This window comes from Neobacillus sp. C211, from assembly GCF_051842875.1.
Lineage (GTDB): Bacteria > Bacillota > Bacilli > Bacillales > Cytobacillaceae > Neobacillus.
Genome location: NZ_CM122574.1, coordinates 245,600 through 262,983, shown reverse-complemented (window position 1 = coordinate 262,983; position 17,384 = coordinate 245,600). Strand labels below are relative to the sequence as shown.

The following is a 17,384-nucleotide window of genomic DNA, read 5'->3' as shown; positions in this document are numbered from 1 at the left end:
TTAATCATGTTTATTTATTTTCTATTTGAATTTTAGGTTAAATGAATAAAATCTGTAGAGGAAAATTTTTACCAAAACAGTTATTTATAGATTGTAAAACTTCTGCTAAGATAAGAATTGTATTTAAAAGTATTGTTATAGTGAATAAAGTAACAGTTTTTTTATCTAAATACTGGTACACTGGATATCATTAGGTTCCTTAAAATAATGGAGTTGATATGGAATGGAAAAAACCATTATTAAAGATAAATTAAATAGACCATTGCATGACTTAAGAATTTCTGTGATTGATCGATGTAATTTCCGTTGCCAATACTGTATGCCAGCAGATCAATTTGGTCCTGATTTTGAGTTTCTTCCTAAAAGTGCTTTGCTATCCTATGAAGAGATCGAACGACTAGCGAAAATATTTGTTAGTTTGGGTGTGGAAAAAATTCGCCTAACTGGAGGAGAACCTCTTCTTCGAAGAGATATGCCTATTCTTGTTAAGAAGCTGTCAGCTATTGAGGGCTTACTTGATATCGGATTAACGACGAATGGTGTGCTCCTGCCGAAATTTGCCCAAGATTTAAAGGAAGCAGGACTCAAAAGAGTAAATGTCAGCCTTGATACCTTGAACGATGAATTGTTTGGCCAAATTAACGGGCGTGGGGTTGGAACTGGGCCAGTTTTGGAAGGCATTGAAGCAGCGAAACAAGCAGGTCTTGGGGTCAAAATTAATATGGTTGTCAAAAAAGGTTTGAATGATACTGAAATTATTCCAATGGCAGAGTACTGCAAGGAGAACAGTCTGGAGCTTCGCTATATAGAATTCATGGATGTTGGCTCCACGAACGGCTGGAAAATGGATGATGTTATTACAAAAAAACAGATATATTATTTGTTAAAAGAACAATTTGATCTTGAACCCGTTGACCCAGCATATTACGGAGAAGTGGCAAAGGTGTACCGCTATAAAGATAAAGATGTGAATGTAGGATTTATCACATCTGTTTCGGAATCGTTTTGTTCAAGTTGCACTCGTTCTCGACTTTCAGCGAATGGTCAGATTTTTACTTGTTTATTTAATGGGAATGGGCATGATATCCGTAATTTTATGAGAAACGGTGCCTCTGACGCAGAAATCCGTGAGCGGGTGAGCGCCATTTGGAATGGACGAGATGACAGATATTCAGACGAACGAACAGCCGAAATGCACAAAAACCGTAAAAAAATAGAAATGTCCTATATTGGTGGTTAAACTCTCTTCCAGGAAGAGAGTTTTTTGTACAAAAAAACAGCCCGCTTTAAGAAAAGCGGACTGTTGATTTTATTAAAGATATCTAGGAAATAGGATGTTGTTTTCAAGATGCACATGCATAAAGGTTAATCCTTCTAATGCTTCCAAGCGTGCATATACTAAACGGTACGTACCGCATGCATCCAGAGGTAGAGTGTAGTCAGAAGTTACTGCACGGATCTCTCTTAAAATTTCACCGGCATGGTCATGTTCCTTTTCTAATTCAACAATCATTGCAATTGCTTCTTCACGATTCTTCACGGTTCCATCCGCAAGCTGCTTAATTAATGGAAATACAACAGCTTCCTCTTTCGCCATATGCTCCATCAATTCTTTTTTGAATTCATAGAAGAGTTCGTTAACCTTTAGTAACTCTGGATGGTTATCTCCATGGACACGTGAAACCTTCGTTACATAGGGACTTAGCATAGTTAGTTCCTCTTCAGATACACGATGGTAGTTGGAAATGACATGATCAATAATTGTAGTTGAATCAGAATTAGTCCAAACCTCAACATCTTTCTCGGTGTTTTCGTATTTTTCAAATACCTCTTTTAATTCATCTAACAAAGTTTCAAGGTTAAGCTTATTTTGAGCAACTGCTTCAGTTAACGGGATATTACCACCGCAGCAAAAATCGATTCGGTTCTTTTTGAAAACATCACTTGTTTTAGGTAATTCGTTAACAATATCTTTAACTAATGAATTGGCTGTAATTGTGAAACTCATCTTTAATTTCCTCCCAAAGTCCAAGATTAAATCTAACCTAATCATAATGCAAAATAGAAAAAAAATAGGTGACCAGAATCACACATTCCCTATGATTTTATATTTTTTGGCAAGATTCTTTTATTTTGTGACATTTGATATGTTAGTTAGTTTTTAATAAGCTTATAATGTTGATTAGTCGATAACTATTAGTACATATCACAATGAATAGATATTTGTTTAAGGCAGGAGCTGATTATTTTGTTCGAAAGAAGAAGACCGATACCAATTGGAGAAGCGGTCAAAAGCATAATGGAATATCAATTACTTGGTGTGACCGAACAAGTTTCGATAAATGAAAGCTTTGGCCGCTTTTTATCGGAGGATTTGATCGCAACTAGCGATGTGCCCCATTTTGACCGTGCACCGTATGATGGCTTTGCTGTCAGGTCAATCGATACACGTGAGGCTTCGCTATCCAATGTAGTTGAATTTGAAGTGGTCGATCACATCGGCGCGGGAATGGTTTCTACTAAAGTAATTGGGGAGAACCAAGCTGTTAGAATTATGACTGGCGCAATGATGCCAGTGGGAACTGATGCTGTCGTTATGTTTGAGGTGGCACAGGCCTACGAAAAGAATGGAATCCCATATATGTCCATTAAACGCAGCTTTAAAAAGGGTGATAATGTTTCGTTCAGTGGTGAAGATGCCAAGCAGGGTGAAGTTTTGGTAAAAAAAGGAACATTGATAAATCCTGGAATTCAAGCCATGCTTGCAACGTTTGGATATGAACGAGTGTCCGTTGCGAAAAAGCCACGTGTTGGTTTGTTTGCAACAGGGACAGAGCTTTTAGAAGTAAATGAAGCCTTGGTTCCAGGAAAAATTCGTAATAGTAATTCCCATATGATTGCAGCCCAAATTGAAAGAGCGGGAGGCATTGTTCACTATTTTGGAAAGCTTCCTGATGAATTTGACACTTGCTTTGAAGCAGTCCAAAAAGCAATAAATGAAGTAGACTTATTAATTACCACCGGCGGGGTGTCAGTTGGGGACTTTGATTATCTGCCTGCTATCTATGAAAAGCTTGGGGCAGAGGTTTTCTTTAATAAAGTTGCCATGCGCCCTGGAAGTGTGACGACGGTTGCACAGCACAATGGGAAGCTTCTCTTTGGACTTTCGGGTAATCCATCGGCTTGTTATGTAGGCTTTGAATTGTTTGCCCGTCCAATTATCCGTAGGTTGCTTTTTTCAGAAAAACCTCACCTTCGTAAAGAGCAAGCTCTTTTAGAAGTCGATTTTCCTAAAGCAAATCCATTTACAAGGTTTGTGCGAAGTACTACATTTATAGATGCGGGAAGACTAAAGGCAACACCGAGTGGACTTGACAAGTCTAACATTATTATGAGCCTTTCTGGAGCGAATTCGTTGATGATTCTTCCAGGCGGAACTAGAGGCTTTACAGCCGGAAGTGAAGTGGATGTCCTCCTGCTTGAAGACCAGGTTGGCAGTGTGTGGCCTTGGTAAAGCCTGTTATCTTTCAGGTGGTTGGTTATCAAAATAGTGGTAAAACAACCATAACAGCCAAAATGATCGAAGACTTAGTAAAAAAAGGACTTAAAACAGTTACGATTAAGCATCATGGTCATGGAGGAAGGCTCGCAGCGCTGCCGCAGAAAGATACAGAAAAACATCTAAATGCAGGTGCTCTTGCCTCGATTGTGGAAGGAGATGGAAGTTTAATGTTACAAGCTGACAATTTCTATCCATCACTAGAAGATCAGATTGAGTTAATGAAATTCTTTCATCCAGATGTAATATTAATCGAAGGCTATAAGTTTAAGTCCTTCCCGAAGTTACTCCTATTAAGAGATGAAAGTGACCTTTCTTTGTTAGATACCGTAAGTAATGTTTCTGCTATTGTGTATTGGAAGGAAGAAATGCAAGAGCAAATCACATCAAGAATCAATGTGCCCAGCTTTCATATCAACGATGAAGGTGCATTAATCTGGACTGCGCAAGTACTTCAGGAGCTTGTTCATAATATTGATCAAAAAAGTTAATAAAATTGTCAAATCTGTTACTTTTGTCACAGCTTGAAATATGGGTATACTCTACAATACAAATTAGGGGATATAATGTTTGTTAAAATAGAATTATGGGTCTTTAATGGAAATACAGCAATCACTCATCAGATAACCGACCTAGAGATGATTGAAGTTACCTAGTAGATGAGATAGATTTGCTGTACTTCCATTTTAACCTAAACAAATTTGTCACAAAAAGAAGGCGGAGTCCTTCTTTTTTACTGTAATTATGTGATGTGTTTCACTTATTTTTCCGCTTAGCTGGCTTATATTTAGGTTAGTCAAGGAAGAGGAGTGAAAATGATGAAGTTATTTTTACCGAAACAACATGGTGCATGGGCAATGCTAATCATCCCTTTTTGGCTTGGTGTCATTGAAGGAGGGTTTATGTGGAAGCATGTTCCATTTTTCTTTGGATGGCTCCTATTATACTTGGCGACCTATGCGATGCTTCTTTTATTTAAAAAGAAAAAACTTCAGTTGTATACTAAATGGACACTTGTATATATGATTCCATCCCTATTACTTTTACTTATTCCACTTTTGGAAAGACCAACTATTTTTTATTTTGGTCTTCTAATGATTCCGTTTTTTATAATAAATGCTTACTTTACTTCCAAAAATCAAGACCGTACTTTTATGAATGATCTCTCTGCTATTTTTGCCTTTTCAGTTGCTGGATTAGCAAGCAGTTATTTAGGACACGGTGTTATGAATATAGAGACGCTTGTTTTCACTTTTGTAACTTCGGTCCTGTTTTTTGTGGGCTGTACTTTTTATGTCAAAACAATGATTAGTGAGAAGAAGAATACCCAATTTAAATGGATTTCATGGATTTACCATTTTCTTTTAGTGGCAGTGTGGTTCGGAGTTGGCTTTTGGATCGTTTCAATAGCATTTATCCCAAGTCTTCTGAGAGCTATTATATTTTATGGGAAACCATTATCGCCTAAACAAATTGGCATTTACGAAATAATAAATTCAGCTATATTCTTTACGATTATGGCCATTCAAATAATCTTATTAAAATAAAAAAATCGGTCGATATGACCGATCAGATTGTCGAGAAAGGGTATTTTTCTCGGCATTTTTTTAATTCTCAGCATTTAATTATTCATTGTACCTGCGAATGGGCCTGTTGATTTCCGCTCTAGGCACTTCGCTTTCCACGGGCTCCCCAGCCCCGTCCTCCCGCAGGAGTCTGCGTGCCTTCCGCGGAAATCAACAGGGAGGTAATCAACCTAAAGAATTGCAACACACTTTTTCTAGCCTTGCTAATTGTGTTGCAATCTTTTTCATATTTTGGCAGGCTGCCGTAAGGAGAGCCTGTTCGCTTGCTTTCTTCAATCCCCGTAACCGGCAATAGCGAAGCCCGTGCAGCTCTTTTGAGTCTGCGAAGCTTCGCTCAATTTTTTCCTTTCTAAATTTATAAAGCATTGTTCCAGATTTAAATAAGCGATTTTCCCTTACCTTTTCCTTGTGCTCTTCCAAAACATGATGTGTCACTACTTTTACCTTATTTTTGGAGCGTGTATATTGGGAAAGAAGTGGGCAGTTTTCACATTTCTTCGAATCAGACTTATATTCTTTATAACCCTCACGGTTTGTTGTGCTGTAGGGTAATTCTTGATTATTAGGACAAACGTATAGATCTCGTTTATTAGCGTTAGCCTTTAAATGAGTAGAATCCGAAAATAAGACACGACCACCTACCATATTGTGATTCATTGCCTGGAGAACCATCTCATCAAATATTTCCTGAAAGATATCGGTACCTTTAAAACGATGTTGGCGATTCCAACTAATCGTTGAGTGGTGTGGAACAGGCTCCTTAAATTTCAGGCCTAAAAACCAGCGGTAGGCAACATTCATTTCAATTTCTCATTGTAATTGTCGCTCGGATCGGAAGGGCGTCCGTTATCATCACTATAATAAGGACGTACCTTTTCAAGAAGGAATGAAAGATCAATCTATTTATCGATTAAACGAAGAAGGTGATTGTCAGGAACCATTCATCAATAGAAACAATAATTTTTTATTGTTTGGTTGTGTTAAGAGCAGTGTATTATTGATTTTACAGCTCTGTTGATTTGCGCGGAAGGCACGCAGACTCCTGCGGGAGTACGGGGCAGGGGAGACCCCGCAGGCGCTTCAGCGCCGAGGAGGCTCCCCGGCACGCCCGCGGAAAGCGAAGTGCCTGGAGCGCAAATAAACAGACATGTTGCAAAGCCTATATATTAATAATATTATAATAAATTAACGCGGTGAATGGTTAAAGTTATTGTAGAAAATAAGAGGCTGTCGAAAGTTTCTCGACAGCCTGATCGGTCGATATGACCGATTTTTTTGCTTAATTTTAAGTTGTTTGCCAGCAGCAATTCTAATCAACTTTACAGATTTCGGTTGGACAATCTTCACAATCAATTTCCCGTTTTAAATATACTAAATCATGAATAGTAATTGTTCCTTTATCTATTGACAGGATACCGGCCTTACGTAAATCGCTCAACAAGCGATTTACTACTTCTCTTGATGTACCACAAAAATTGGCTAACTCTTGATTGGTTAGTGGCAATTCAATTAATATTCCTTTATTGGTTTTAATTCCATAACTATTTGTAATTCGAATAAGTGTGGAATAAAGAGCCCCTTTTTTTCCATGAAGAACCAAATCACGAAACTTAGTTTGTGTTTTTCGATATTGCTGACTCATCCACTTAATGAATTCAAATGAAAGTGCCAGATTTTGTGAGAGTTTTTCCTCAAGCGTGTCTTTCATAATAACGGCTACTTCACCACACTCGACAACACGTGCACTTAATAAATATCTTGAAGAAGGGGAAAATAAGTTTAATTCACCGACAAAATCACCCCGCGAGCACATTCTTAACGTAAGTTCTCTTCCGTCAGGGATGATCTTGCTGATTTGAAGAATGCCACTTTGAACAATATACAATTCATCGGCTACAGATCCTTCTTGAAATAAAAAGGTACCTTTTTCAATTTTTTTTATATGGTGAACGGTATCGAAAAGATGGGACAGTGTTACCGGCATTTCTTTTACTGACTGCATACTCATAACCACCTTTAAAGGTACGAATTCAATGCTCATTTGATTTAAAAAAATGACAGTCAAGGTTTAATTTGCTAGATAATACTATAATTATATTGTTAACAAAGAATAATTAGCAACAAATGAGCAATAAGTTCATACAATCGTCAAAAGTTTGAAGAATCTTTGCGTATTTCTTAGGAAATAATGTCGACTAATAAGGTAATTTGCAAAAAATTCCAATAATGGGCCGCTAACAAAAAGGTAATAATAAAGATGTAGAAGAGAAGGAGGGAAAAAAATGGGTCAAAATCATCAGTTTAAATCAGGAAAAAAAGCACCTAATAATGGGGTGTATGTTGAAATCGGTGACACGGAAAGCAATGTTAATAATCCCAAAAAAATAAGGCTAAAAGCAGGGGATCCATTTCCTGAAACATCAAATGATGAACGTGTTTGGACATATCAGCGGAAACCATAAATAAATAAGGAAAAGGTCATCCATAGGGTGGCTTTTTCTTTTGCCTGCGCCTAGGCTAGGCGTCAGTAGGCAATTTTTGCTATTATTCTTCTTTGCAAAATTTACTTTTTATATATGAAGTTTTATAATAAATGAAAAGGTCAAAATTGGTCAAAGAGGGTGTGTTAAAAAATGGATATGAATCGAATGACAGAAAGGTTACAAAAAGGGCTAATGGATGCTCAGTCGCTAGCTGTCAAAAAAAATCATCAAGAGATTGATGAACCCCATTTGTTTTTATGTTTAATGGATCAAGAAGGTAGTCTCATTTCTTCTATATTAGAAAACTCAGGTGTCCCTCCCGAAAAAATTAGCAAGTACCTTACTGTTGCTCTTGCTAAAAAACCAGAGGTTACGGGAAGTGGGGTTGAACAGGGAAAACTTTATATCACAGCCAAGCTGCAAAAACTTTTTGTCAGTGCCGAGGAGTTTGCCAAAAAGTTTTCAGATGAGTATTTATCAGTTGAACATATTCTGTTAGCTGCAGTCTACGCAAAGGATTCAGAAATGCGAAAGCTTTTACAAAACGTTGGAATTCAACCAGACAAAGTTTTGCAAGCAATTAAAGAAATTAGGGGGAACCAGAGAGTGACATCACAAAATCCAGAAGCAGGATACGAAGCATTAAAAAAATATGGACGGGATCTTGTTGCTGAGGTTAAAGAAGGAAAAATGGATCCAGTTATTGGCCGTGATTCTGAAATCCGCAATGTAATTCGGATATTATCAAGGAAAACAAAGAATAATCCTGTTTTAATCGGTGAACCTGGTGTAGGGAAAACTGCAATTGTGGAAGGGTTGGCACAAAGGATAGTTAGGAAAGATGTACCGGAAGGACTCAAAGATAAAACAATTTTCTCATTGGATATGAGTGCGTTAATTGCTGGAGCCAAATTTAGAGGTGAGTTTGAAGAAAGATTGAAAGCAGTCCTAAATGAAATCAAAAAAAGTGAAGGACGAATATTGTTATTTATTGATGAAATTCACACGATCGTAGGAGCCGGTAAGACGGAAGGCGCGATGGATGCAGGTAATATGTTAAAACCAATGCTGGCCCGTGGTGAACTTCATTGTATTGGAGCAACTACTCTAGATGAGCACCGAAAATATATTGAAAAGGATCCAGCGCTTGAACGTAGATTTCAGCAGGTACTGGTTCAAGAACCAAACGTTGAAGATACCATTTCAATCTTAAGAGGGTTAAAAGAACGATATGAAGTGCATCACGGTGTTAAAATTCATGACCATGCCTTGGTTGCTGCAGCCACATTATCTGATCGTTATATCACCGATCGTTTTTTGCCTGATAAAGCCATTGATCTTGTCGATGAGGCTTGTGCGTTAATACGTACTGAAATAGATTCAATGCCTACCGATTTAGATGAGGTAACACGCAGGGTTATGCAATTGGAAATTGAAGAAGCTGCCTTAAGTAAAGAGGTTGATGAGGGGAGCAAGTTGAGGCTGGAGGCACTCCTAAAAGAACTAGCTGATTTAAAAGAAACAGCCAATGAAATGAAGGCAAAATGGCTTCAAGAGAAACAAAGTATACAGAAATTGCAGGAGAAAAGAGAACAACTGGAAAAACTTCGCAGGGAGCTTCAACAAGCTGAAGATAAATACGATTTAAACCGAGCGGCAGAGCTTCGCCACGGTCAGATTCCGTTAGCAGAAAAAGAACTAAAGGAACTCGAAACGGCAACTGCTAAAGACGAACGTTTGCTTCGTGAAGAAGTTACCGGAGAAGAAATCTCCAATATCGTATCAAGATGGACAGGAATACCTCTTTCTAAGCTAGTAGAAGGGGAAAGAGAAAAGCTGTTAAAATTGGAATCAATCTTGCACGAAAGAGTCATCGGCCAGAATGAGGCAGTAAATTTAGTGGCAGATGCAGTACTCAGGGCGCGTGCGGGAATTAAGGATCCTAATCGACCAATTGGATCATTTTTATTTTTAGGTCCTACAGGTGTTGGGAAAACGGAGCTAGCGAAAGCATTGGCCGAGTCTTTATTCGACAGTGAGGAACATATTATACGTATCGATATGTCTGAATATATGGAGAAGCATGCTGTGTCCCGCCTAATTGGAGCTCCTCCAGGCTATATTGGCTATGAAGAAGGAGGACAGTTGACGGAAGCAGTAAGGAGAAGACCATATTCTGTTGTTTTAATGGATGAAATTGAAAAAGCTCATCCTGAGGTATTTAACATTCTCTTACAAGCGCTTGATGACGGAAGAATTACTGACTCAAAAGGGCGTGTCGTTGACTTTAAAAATACGGTTATTATTATGACTTCTAATATTGGCTCACATTTTTTACTAGAACGAAGTGAAACGGAGGTTGAAATCTCTGAAGCGGTAAGGGAGAAAGTGATGAGTCAATTACAGGGACATTTCCGTCCTGAGTTCTTAAATCGAATCGATGAAACAATCCTCTTTAAGCCGCTATCATTGGACGAAATTAAGAATATCGTTGCCAAAATGATGAGAGAACTTCAAAATCGGTTAAGGCACCAACAAATTGATATAATCATTAATGAGAAAGCAAAAGAATTCATTGCCGTAAATGGATTTGATCCAATTTATGGGGCAAGGCCTTTAAAACGATTTATTCAAAGAAACATTGAAACCAAGCTAGCCCGTGAAATAATCGCTGGCAAGTTACATGATCAGTCAAGAGTGGAAATAAATATTAACGATGGGGAGATTACTTTATCGGTTTATTAAATACCTATAGAAAAAGGTCATCCATTAGATAGGATGACCTTTTTCTTAATGTTTTGTTGCAGGCTCGTTAGGAATTATTGCAGCAGCAATGTAAATCAAAATCGTTACCCCAACTGAAGCAATAGCAGCAGGCATAAATTCATATTTAGCACCTGCAGTCATTGAACTCACTACATATGTAAGCATTTGCACTAAAAGAAATGACCAGAAAAAGGTCCAAAAAAATCGCACTATTTTTCACCTCTAACCTATTTTACATCTTCATTTATATTATCATATGATTCTGAAATGATAAAGTGAAACTTCCGCCAGTGGTAAGTAATACCACTCAGGCTATTCCGAGCATTTTCCGTTTTTAAGAGGTGATTACTAATTTTCCAGCTTAGCTTAATAAAAATAGGCTAACCCCCCTTTCATCTTTAATGAGGCGGCATACAATACAGTGAGGAAATATGTAAAAGGAGATTTATCTATGGAGAATCGTAATTTTCAGATGGATACCCAATGGAATATTATTCACTACCCTGAAAAGCCTACCGGATTTGGGATCTTAATAATTGGAGATGAAAGACATTTTGTCGATGAAAGTAAATGCTTTTGGACACAAAATGAAGGAAGGTTAGCTATTGTTAACCAGCTTAAAGAAAAAGGGTACACCATTTTTTCCTCAAATCTATATGGGCTAAACTGGGGAAGCAATAATGCAGTTGAGCTTGCCGAGAGGTTATACCAGCATGTTATAAGAAGTGAAATATTAAATAACAAAATCCATATCTTAGCCGAAGGTATGGGGGCGCTGGTTGCCATAAGTTTAATGGAGAAAATGAAAGGGCGAATACGGTCAATTATTCTGCTCAACCCCATTATTTCCTTGAAAAACCATCTTGAACAAGAAAAGGAACATAAATTCTTTTATAAAAAGTTAATGAGGGAATTAGTAGCAGCACATCAAATGGACCAAAATGTACTCGAAAACCATATTTTCAGTATGGATGATAAAATAAATCTTCAATTTGGATGTCCAGTTAAAATAATTCATGTCCTTTCAGGGGGGAAATCGTATAACCAATCTAAAGTGTATCACCAAATAATCAGTGACCCAGAAATAAACCCTACTTTCATTCTACCTGAAAAAAAACAACAGCTTGGCAATATGATGTTAAAGTTTTTCAACAACCATGAAACGATCCTATAGGCTGGTCCTCCCCAAAAAGAAATAATTCCTTAGCGATACGCATAGGATTCATTAAGGTAAGTATGGGGAGGAATATTTTATGGACAAGGCAATTATATTTGGGATGTTTGACTTTGTTGGTTTTCACGTTGGCAAAAACCTGCTCAATAAAGGAATAGAGGTCAATGGCGTTCATATAGATGAGGTTGACAATATAGATTTTCTTGATGAAAAAAGACTAGAAGTCGGTCGAAATGCAAACTTTCTGGAAAAATCGTTATTCGAGTTGGAGAATAGTCCTAGGGAAGACATGAGTAATACAAGGCTTATATTTTCTATATATGACTTATTTATGCTTAAAAAGGAACAAATTTTACAAAATGAAGAGGTAACAAAGCCGATAATTCAGTATATAGAGGACAATAAAAAACATGCGAATATCGTTTTTATTCTTCCGATTCAAATGCTTACCAGAACATTTAGAGGAAAAGAAATCGAGGGATTCCTAAGTAAGATAAACGGATTAGTAAAGAATACACAGATATTGTATTTACCTGCTATTTATGGTCCATGGCAGCCGTTAACTTTTTTGTTTCAACAAGCTATTGTTTCCAAATTTAAAAAGACAGATATAACTCATGAAGAGCGGGAATGGATAAACGATGTCATATTTGTTGATGATGCCATTGAATCAATCTTAGAAATCATAGAGAAAGGAAAACCTGGGAGTTATTTGATTGAAAGTGGAAGGGATGACCAATGGTTCAGGTGTGCTTCTTTCCTAAAAATCGATGAAAATCAGGCTCGGTTAAGTAACTTATCATCAATACAAGGTGATCTTCCAGTATTAAAAGTAACAGTAAGAAAGGTAACCCCAATTTCAGCTTCTATCCTGGTACAAATGGAACATGTGCAGCGATTGTATGGAAATCGTTTATAAGGCAATTGGCATACTGTTTGAAAGAATCATGAAATATATGACCATAAAAAATAAAGATCCAGATATGTTGTGGATTAAAATTGTCTTTTCATTTATTTGTTGAAAGGTTAGAATAAAATTGGAAAAAGCAGTCATAGAATTATTTTCCTTTGTTCTATAAATTAATAATGTAAAGGAAACGTGTTATAGAAATGGCAACAGTACGAAGGAGATGCATGAAATGATAAACCGTTTCGGAATCATACTTTTATGCCTTTTTTTACTTGGGGCCTGCGGAAAGACAGAATCTACAGGTAAAATAAAAAAGGTTGGATTGTTAGTACCTGAAACGGTCAATGACCAAGTATGGGGGACGAAGGGCTTTAAAGGTTTGTTAAAAATACAGTCAAAATTTGATGTGGATGTGTTTTATAAAGAAGGAATGAATTCAGAAGCAGTTGTCGAACGTGCAGTAGAAGAGTTTGACCAAAAAGGGGTAAATCTAATATTCGGCCATGGGTCTGAATATGCTGAATACTTTAATAATCTTTCTAAAGATTATCCTGATATCCATTTTATTAGTTTTAATGGTGATGCTAAAAACAAAAACACAACTAGTCTGAATTTTAAAGCACACGCGATGGGTTTTTTTGGAGGAATGGTTGCTGCACATATGTCAAAAACACAAAATGTCGGTGTTATAGCTGCCCATGAATGGCAGCCAGAGATTGAGGGCTTCTATCAAGGGGCTATGGTTGAAAATAAAAACACGAATGTTAGTATAGAATATGTTGGAAATTGGGATGATGAAATAAAAGCCGTTAAATTAGCAAATGACATGATGGAAAAGGGAATTGATGTGATTTATCCTGCTGGCGACGGGTTTAATGTGCCAGTAATAGAAACAGTAAAGGAACACGGCATGTATGTAATCGGTTACGTTTCTGACCAATCTGATTTAGGTGAATCTACGGTATTAACAAGTACCATACAGCAGGTAGATATTTTATATGAAAAGGTTGCAGATCTATACAATAAAGGGGAACTAAAAGCAGGTAACCTTTCCTATGATTTTCAAGACAATGTTATTTCACTTGGTAAATTTAGTCCCCATGTAAACAAAGAATTCATTCAGGATATAAACAATCAAATTGAAGATTATAAAAAAACAGGAAACTTGCCAAAATGAAAAATTGAAGGAGTACATATGAACAGTCAAGATAAAACATTTCAATTTATGCAGATCGCGATGAAATACTTACCAGAAGCAAAGGAACAATTGGACACGGCTGGTGTGGAATTATCAATGGAATTAATCGAGCCATTCATGAATCTTTTTACAAAGGTCATGCAAGAAGCATATGAACTCGGTCTAGCTGAAGGTCGAAAAGAACTATAAAAAGGAAGTAAGCTCTCGTAATAGGGGGCTTATTTATTTTTTTTGCTATGTTAAGGATTATTTGTTGATTTTACAGCCAAGTTTTATTGGAGAGAAGCCCCTGAAGTGTAAATCAACTGCAAAGTTTAATTAGCCATTTTTTTTAATGGAATATACTTATTCGGAGAGAGAAATAAGAAGAAACAGTTGCTTAAAATAGGCTTTATTTGATAAAATTAGTACCAAGTCATAATAATTGATATTAAACTTTAGGATATAGAGAATCTTGCGAAAAAAAAGGAGTTGGAACTTGTGAAAGCAGGTATTGTTGGGATTGGCAGGTATTTACCAGAGAAAATTGTCACCAATAAAGATTTAGAAAAAATATTGGATACCTCTGATGAATGGATTCGTACGATGACAGGTATCGAAGAAAGAAGAATTGCTGCCGATGATGTTAATACATCAGATATGGCATTTGAAGCAGCAAAACAGGCCATTCAAGATGCTGGAATTACCGCGGAAGAGATTGATTTAATTTTGGTAGCTACCGTTACACCTGATACACCTTTTCCATCGGTTGCCTGCAGAATTCAAGAAAGGCTGGGGGCAAAAAAGGCGGCAGCGATGGATGTCAGTGCAGCATGTGCTGGCTTCATGTACGGAATTGTGACAGCGAAACAATTCATTGAAACCGAAGTTTATAAATATGTCCTAGTCGTTGGCGTGGAAAAGCTTTCGAAAGTTACTGACTGGAGTGACCGCAATACGGCAGTATTGTTTGGGGACGGGGCTGGTGCCACCATTATTGGACCTGTTTCAGAAAATCGCGGAATCCTTTCCTTTGAGCTTGGAGCAGATGGGACTGGATCAAAACACCTTTACCAGGATGAATATATTATTATGAATGGTAGAGAAGTGTTCAAATTTGCTGTAAGGCAAATGGGGGAAAGCTGTATCAATGTTCTCGAAAAAGCAGGTTTAACAAAGGATGATGTTGATTTCCTTATTCCTCATCAGGCCAATATTCGTATTATGGAAGCATCTAGACAAAGATTAGAGCTGCCAGTCGAAAAAATGTCCAAAACGATTAATAAATATGGTAATACTTCTGCTGCATCGATTCCAATTTCGATTGTGGAAGATTTAGAAGAGGGAAGAATTAAAGATGATGACCTTATTGTCATGGTTGGCTTCGGCGGAGGCTTAACTTGGGGAGCAATTGCCATTAGATGGGGAAAATAAAGAGATTTTTTTTGATAAATAACCATACGAAACAAGATACGAAATGAAGGAGATAGATAATATGGAAAAGCGCAGGGTCGTTGTAACAGGCGTAGGAGCAGTAACCCCACTTGGAAATGATGCTGAAACAACATGGAAGCACATATTAGAAGGTAAATCAGGGATTGGGCCATTGACAAGAGTTAATGCAGATGAATATCCTGCAAAAGTTGCCGCAGAATCTACTGATTTTAACCCAGAAGCCTTTATGGATAGAAAAGATGCACGCAAAATGGACCGTTTTACACAATTTGCAGTTGCATCGGCATTAATGGCAGTAAAAGATGCTAATTTAACTATTAATGAAGATAACTCCCATCGTGTTGGAGTATGGATTGGTTCTGGCATCGGCGGAATGGAAACATTTGAACAGCAATACGAAATATTTCAGAAGAGAGGCTACAAGCGTGTAAGCCCATTCTTTGTACCAATGTTGATTCCTGATATGGCAACAGGACAGGTTTCAATTATACTTGGGGCAAGAGGGTTCAATTCTTGTACAGTAACTGCCTGTGCAACAGGAACTAATTCCATAGGTGATGCCTTTAAAGTAATTCAACGCGGCGATGCAGATGCAATGGTGACCGGCGGAGCGGAAGCACCAATTACAAAAATGTCTGTCGCAGGCTTCTGCGCGAATACGGCTCTTTCAACAAATCCAGACCCGAAGACAGCTAGTAGACCATTCGATAAAAACCGCGATGGCTTTGTTATTGGTGAAGGTGCCGGGATCATTGTTCTGGAGGAACTTGATCATGCCTTAGCACGTGGTGCTAAAATCTATGCCGAAATTATTGGTTATGGGGCAACTGGTGATGCCTATCATATAACTGCACCAGCACCTGGTGGTGAAGGTGGTGCCCGTGCAATGAAAATGGCTATTAATGATGGCGGATTAAAACCTGAGGAAATTGATTATGTGAATGCGCACGGGACTAGTACTGAATATAATGACAAGTTTGAAACCCTTGCGGTTAAGGAAGTATTTGGCGAACATGCATATAAATTAGCAATCAGCTCAACTAAATCTATGACAGGACACCTTCTAGGTGCAGCAGGTGGTGTCGAAGCGATTTTCACTGTTTTAGCAATAAGAGACAGCATCCTTCCTCCAACAATGAATTATGAAACACCTGACCCTGAATGTGACTTAGATTATGTCGTCAATAAAGCACGTTCGAAAGAAATTAAAGCAGCCATGAGTAATTCGCTAGGCTTTGGCGGCCACAACGCAACGATTGTTTTCAAAAAATATGAATAAGTAAAAAATTCGACCAGAGATATTTTCTGGGCGAATTTTTTTTGAGAAATAATACCTTAGAAATACATGAACCACTTTTGTTACATTTAATAAACTGATCAGAGAGTGAGTGAAGTTAAATGGGGTGAAGTAATGGGAATCATTCGAACAGAGCAATGGTTAGAGGAGGAGATTGACAGACCCGTTAAGATTTGTAAAAGATTAGAGCCATATTTTAAAAAACAAACCGCAAAGGAAATTTATAATCAATTGATGGGTTTTGGGATGTATCAGCCGTCTAGGGCCGCAAGGAACAATCTTGTTCAGATGAAGGAACAAAAAGCATGGGATAAAGTAGAGCTTCTATTTAATAAATATAAACATAAATGGAATGGCCCTGACATACCAATTTTTCTCTTTCCAGTAGCACAGTCAGGAGGTTTTTTTATCAGAGAAGTTAAAAGCAAGGCTGGTGTTTCGTTCCCTGATAAAATGTTTCTTTTTCTCTCTACTTATGATGACCCAAAAGAAGTAGAGGCACTTTTGATTCATGAATACCACCACGTCTGCCGGCTTAGGTTGTTAGATAAAAGGCTGGAAGACTATACTTTGCTTGATTCCATTATCATAGAAGGACTGGCAGAATATGCAGTTTTAAAAAATTGTGGACGGGAATATTTAGCTCCATGGTGCCGTATGTATAAAGAAAAGGAGTTATTAAATTTTTGGGAGAAATATTTGAAAGAACAGCTAAACACAAAAAAACATGAAAAGAAACACGATGAATTACTTTATGGGGGAGGAAGACTGCCAAATCTATTAGGTTATGCTGCAGGATATCATTTGATTGAACATTTTTACAAAAACAATAATTATTCTACAAAACTATCTTTTATAAATCCTGCAATAAAATATCTAGAATACTATAATAAAACCTTAGAAAAAAGCCAGTGAAATAAGGCTTTTTTTAATGATGAAATAACATATATTAGAAATTGTGCAAAAAAATCTTGCAA

General features: G+C 37.3%; 16 protein-coding genes and 1 pseudogene. 13 read left to right on the top strand and 4 right to left on the bottom strand.

Features of this window, described 5'->3' with window-relative positions; all coding sequences use genetic code 11:
- Positions 1-223 precede the first annotated feature (223 nt).
- Positions 224-1,240, top strand: a complete 1,017-nt coding sequence (gene moaA, locus ACSU6B_RS01360; protein WP_410882127.1) for a GTP 3',8-cyclase MoaA — start codon at positions 224-226, stop codon at positions 1,238-1,240.
- A gap of 72 nt (positions 1,241-1,312) precedes the next feature.
- On the opposite strand, the gene ric is transcribed toward moaA, so the two are convergent.
- Positions 1,313-2,008: an iron-sulfur cluster repair di-iron protein gene (gene ric / locus ACSU6B_RS01355; RefSeq protein WP_410882125.1), complete on the bottom strand. Its 696-nt coding sequence runs from the start codon at positions 2,006-2,008 to the stop codon at positions 1,313-1,315.
- 240 nt (positions 2,009-2,248) lie between these two features.
- Between ric and ACSU6B_RS01350 the strand changes: the two genes are divergently transcribed.
- The 3 genes from ACSU6B_RS01350 to ACSU6B_RS01340 all read left to right on the top strand — a co-directional run bounded on the left by ACSU6B_RS01350 (position 2,249) and on the right by ACSU6B_RS01340 (position 5,106).
- Positions 2,249-3,514: a molybdopterin molybdotransferase MoeA gene (locus tag ACSU6B_RS01350; RefSeq protein ID WP_410882123.1), complete on the top strand. Its 1,266-nt coding sequence runs from the start codon at positions 2,249-2,251 to the stop codon at positions 3,512-3,514.
- Complete coding sequence (gene mobB, locus ACSU6B_RS01345) at positions 3,502-4,050, top strand: molybdopterin-guanine dinucleotide biosynthesis protein B (RefSeq protein WP_410882121.1); 549 nt, start codon at positions 3,502-3,504, stop codon at positions 4,048-4,050. The genes ACSU6B_RS01350 and mobB overlap by 13 nt, the downstream gene beginning before the upstream one ends.
- A 324-nt stretch (positions 4,051-4,374) precedes the next feature.
- Positions 4,375-5,106 carry a YwiC-like family protein gene (locus ACSU6B_RS01340; RefSeq protein ID WP_410882119.1) on the top strand — a complete coding sequence of 244 codons (732 nt, stop codon included), beginning with the start codon at positions 4,375-4,377 and terminating at the stop codon, positions 5,104-5,106.
- Between the two features lie 204 nt (positions 5,107-5,310).
- Here the strand turns inward: ACSU6B_RS01340 and ACSU6B_RS01335 are convergent.
- A pseudogene (locus ACSU6B_RS01335) lies at positions 5,311-6,086 on the bottom strand (transposase).
- A 368-nt stretch (positions 6,087-6,454) separates the two neighbouring features.
- On the bottom strand, positions 6,455-7,147 hold the full coding sequence (locus ACSU6B_RS01330) for a Crp/Fnr family transcriptional regulator (RefSeq protein WP_410882117.1): 693 nt from the start codon (positions 7,145-7,147) through the stop codon (positions 6,455-6,457).
- A gap of 280 nt (positions 7,148-7,427) precedes the next feature.
- Here ACSU6B_RS01330 and ACSU6B_RS01325 point away from each other — a divergent pair, with 280 nt between their 5' ends.
- Positions 7,428-7,607 carry a YjzC family protein gene (locus ACSU6B_RS01325; protein WP_214999654.1) on the top strand — a complete coding sequence of 60 codons (180 nt, stop codon included), beginning with the start codon at positions 7,428-7,430 and terminating at the stop codon, positions 7,605-7,607.
- A gap of 171 nt (positions 7,608-7,778) precedes the next feature.
- Complete coding sequence (clpB, locus tag ACSU6B_RS01320) at positions 7,779-10,373, top strand: ATP-dependent chaperone ClpB (RefSeq protein ID WP_410882115.1); 2,595 nt, start codon at positions 7,779-7,781, stop codon at positions 10,371-10,373.
- 45 nt (positions 10,374-10,418) lie between these two features.
- Here the strand turns inward: clpB and ACSU6B_RS01315 are convergent, their stop codons facing one another.
- Entirely contained in the window at positions 10,419-10,604 is a 186-nt protein-coding gene (locus tag ACSU6B_RS01315) for a YjzD family protein (RefSeq protein ID WP_168242484.1), read from the bottom strand.
- Positions 10,605-10,845: 241 nt separating this feature from the next.
- On the opposite strand from ACSU6B_RS01315, the gene ACSU6B_RS01310 reads away from it, so the two are divergent.
- The 7 genes from ACSU6B_RS01310 to ACSU6B_RS01280 all read left to right on the top strand — a co-directional run bounded on the left by ACSU6B_RS01310 (position 10,846) and on the right by ACSU6B_RS01280 (position 17,322).
- Complete coding sequence (locus tag ACSU6B_RS01310) at positions 10,846-11,568, top strand: hydrolase (RefSeq protein ID WP_410882113.1); 723 nt, start codon at positions 10,846-10,848, stop codon at positions 11,566-11,568.
- Between the two features lie 79 nt (positions 11,569-11,647).
- Complete coding sequence (locus ACSU6B_RS01305; RefSeq protein WP_410882111.1) at positions 11,648-12,487, top strand: hypothetical protein; 840 nt, start codon at positions 11,648-11,650, stop codon at positions 12,485-12,487.
- A gap of 220 nt (positions 12,488-12,707) precedes the next feature.
- Positions 12,708-13,655, top strand: a complete 948-nt coding sequence (locus ACSU6B_RS01300) for a BMP family ABC transporter substrate-binding protein (RefSeq protein WP_410882109.1) — start codon at positions 12,708-12,710, stop codon at positions 13,653-13,655.
- A gap of 18 nt (positions 13,656-13,673) precedes the next feature.
- Complete coding sequence (locus ACSU6B_RS01295; RefSeq protein WP_088086062.1) at positions 13,674-13,865, top strand: ComZ family protein; 192 nt, start codon at positions 13,674-13,676, stop codon at positions 13,863-13,865.
- A gap of 291 nt (positions 13,866-14,156) precedes the next feature.
- Positions 14,157-15,089 (top strand): beta-ketoacyl-ACP synthase III, encoded by a 933-nt coding sequence (locus ACSU6B_RS01290; RefSeq protein ID WP_410882107.1) that lies wholly within the window; start codon positions 14,157-14,159, stop codon positions 15,087-15,089.
- Positions 15,090-15,150: 61 nt separating this feature from the next.
- Complete coding sequence (gene fabF, locus ACSU6B_RS01285) at positions 15,151-16,389, top strand: beta-ketoacyl-ACP synthase II (RefSeq protein WP_214999642.1); 1,239 nt, start codon at positions 15,151-15,153, stop codon at positions 16,387-16,389.
- A 306-nt stretch (positions 16,390-16,695) separates the two neighbouring features.
- Positions 16,696-17,322, top strand: a complete 627-nt coding sequence (locus tag ACSU6B_RS01280) for a DUF2268 domain-containing protein (protein ID WP_410882105.1) — start codon at positions 16,696-16,698, stop codon at positions 17,320-17,322.
- Positions 17,323-17,384 lie beyond the last annotated feature (62 nt).

Bases quoted from the DNA above. Each gene is read 5' to 3' on its own strand.
- ACSU6B_RS01330 (WP_410882117.1), bottom strand. From the start codon at position 7,147: ATGCAGTCAGTAAAAGAAATGCCGGTAACACTGTCCCATCTTTTCGAT.
- ACSU6B_RS01295 (WP_088086062.1), top strand. From the start codon at position 13,674: ATGAACAGTCAAGATAAAACATTTCAATTTATGCAGATCGCGATGAAA.
- moaA (WP_410882127.1), top strand. From the start codon at position 224: ATGGAAAAAACCATTATTAAAGATAAATTAAATAGACCATTGCATGAC.
- ACSU6B_RS01280 (WP_410882105.1), top strand. From the start codon at position 16,696: ATGAAGGAACAAAAAGCATGGGATAAAGTAGAGCTTCTATTTAATAAA.
- clpB (WP_410882115.1), top strand. From the start codon at position 7,779: ATGGATATGAATCGAATGACAGAAAGGTTACAAAAAGGGCTAATGGAT.
- ACSU6B_RS01300 (WP_410882109.1), top strand. From the start codon at position 12,708: ATGATAAACCGTTTCGGAATCATACTTTTATGCCTTTTTTTACTTGGG.
- ACSU6B_RS01325 (WP_214999654.1), top strand. From the start codon at position 7,428: ATGGGTCAAAATCATCAGTTTAAATCAGGAAAAAAAGCACCTAATAAT.
- ric (WP_410882125.1), bottom strand. From the start codon at position 2,008: ATGAGTTTCACAATTACAGCCAATTCATTAGTTAAAGATATTGTTAAC.
- ACSU6B_RS01305 (WP_410882111.1), top strand. From the start codon at position 11,648: ATGGACAAGGCAATTATATTTGGGATGTTTGACTTTGTTGGTTTTCAC.
- ACSU6B_RS01340 (WP_410882119.1), top strand. From the start codon at position 4,375: ATGATGAAGTTATTTTTACCGAAACAACATGGTGCATGGGCAATGCTA.
- ACSU6B_RS01310 (WP_410882113.1), top strand. From the start codon at position 10,846: ATGGAGAATCGTAATTTTCAGATGGATACCCAATGGAATATTATTCAC.
- fabF (WP_214999642.1), top strand. From the start codon at position 15,151: ATGGAAAAGCGCAGGGTCGTTGTAACAGGCGTAGGAGCAGTAACCCCA.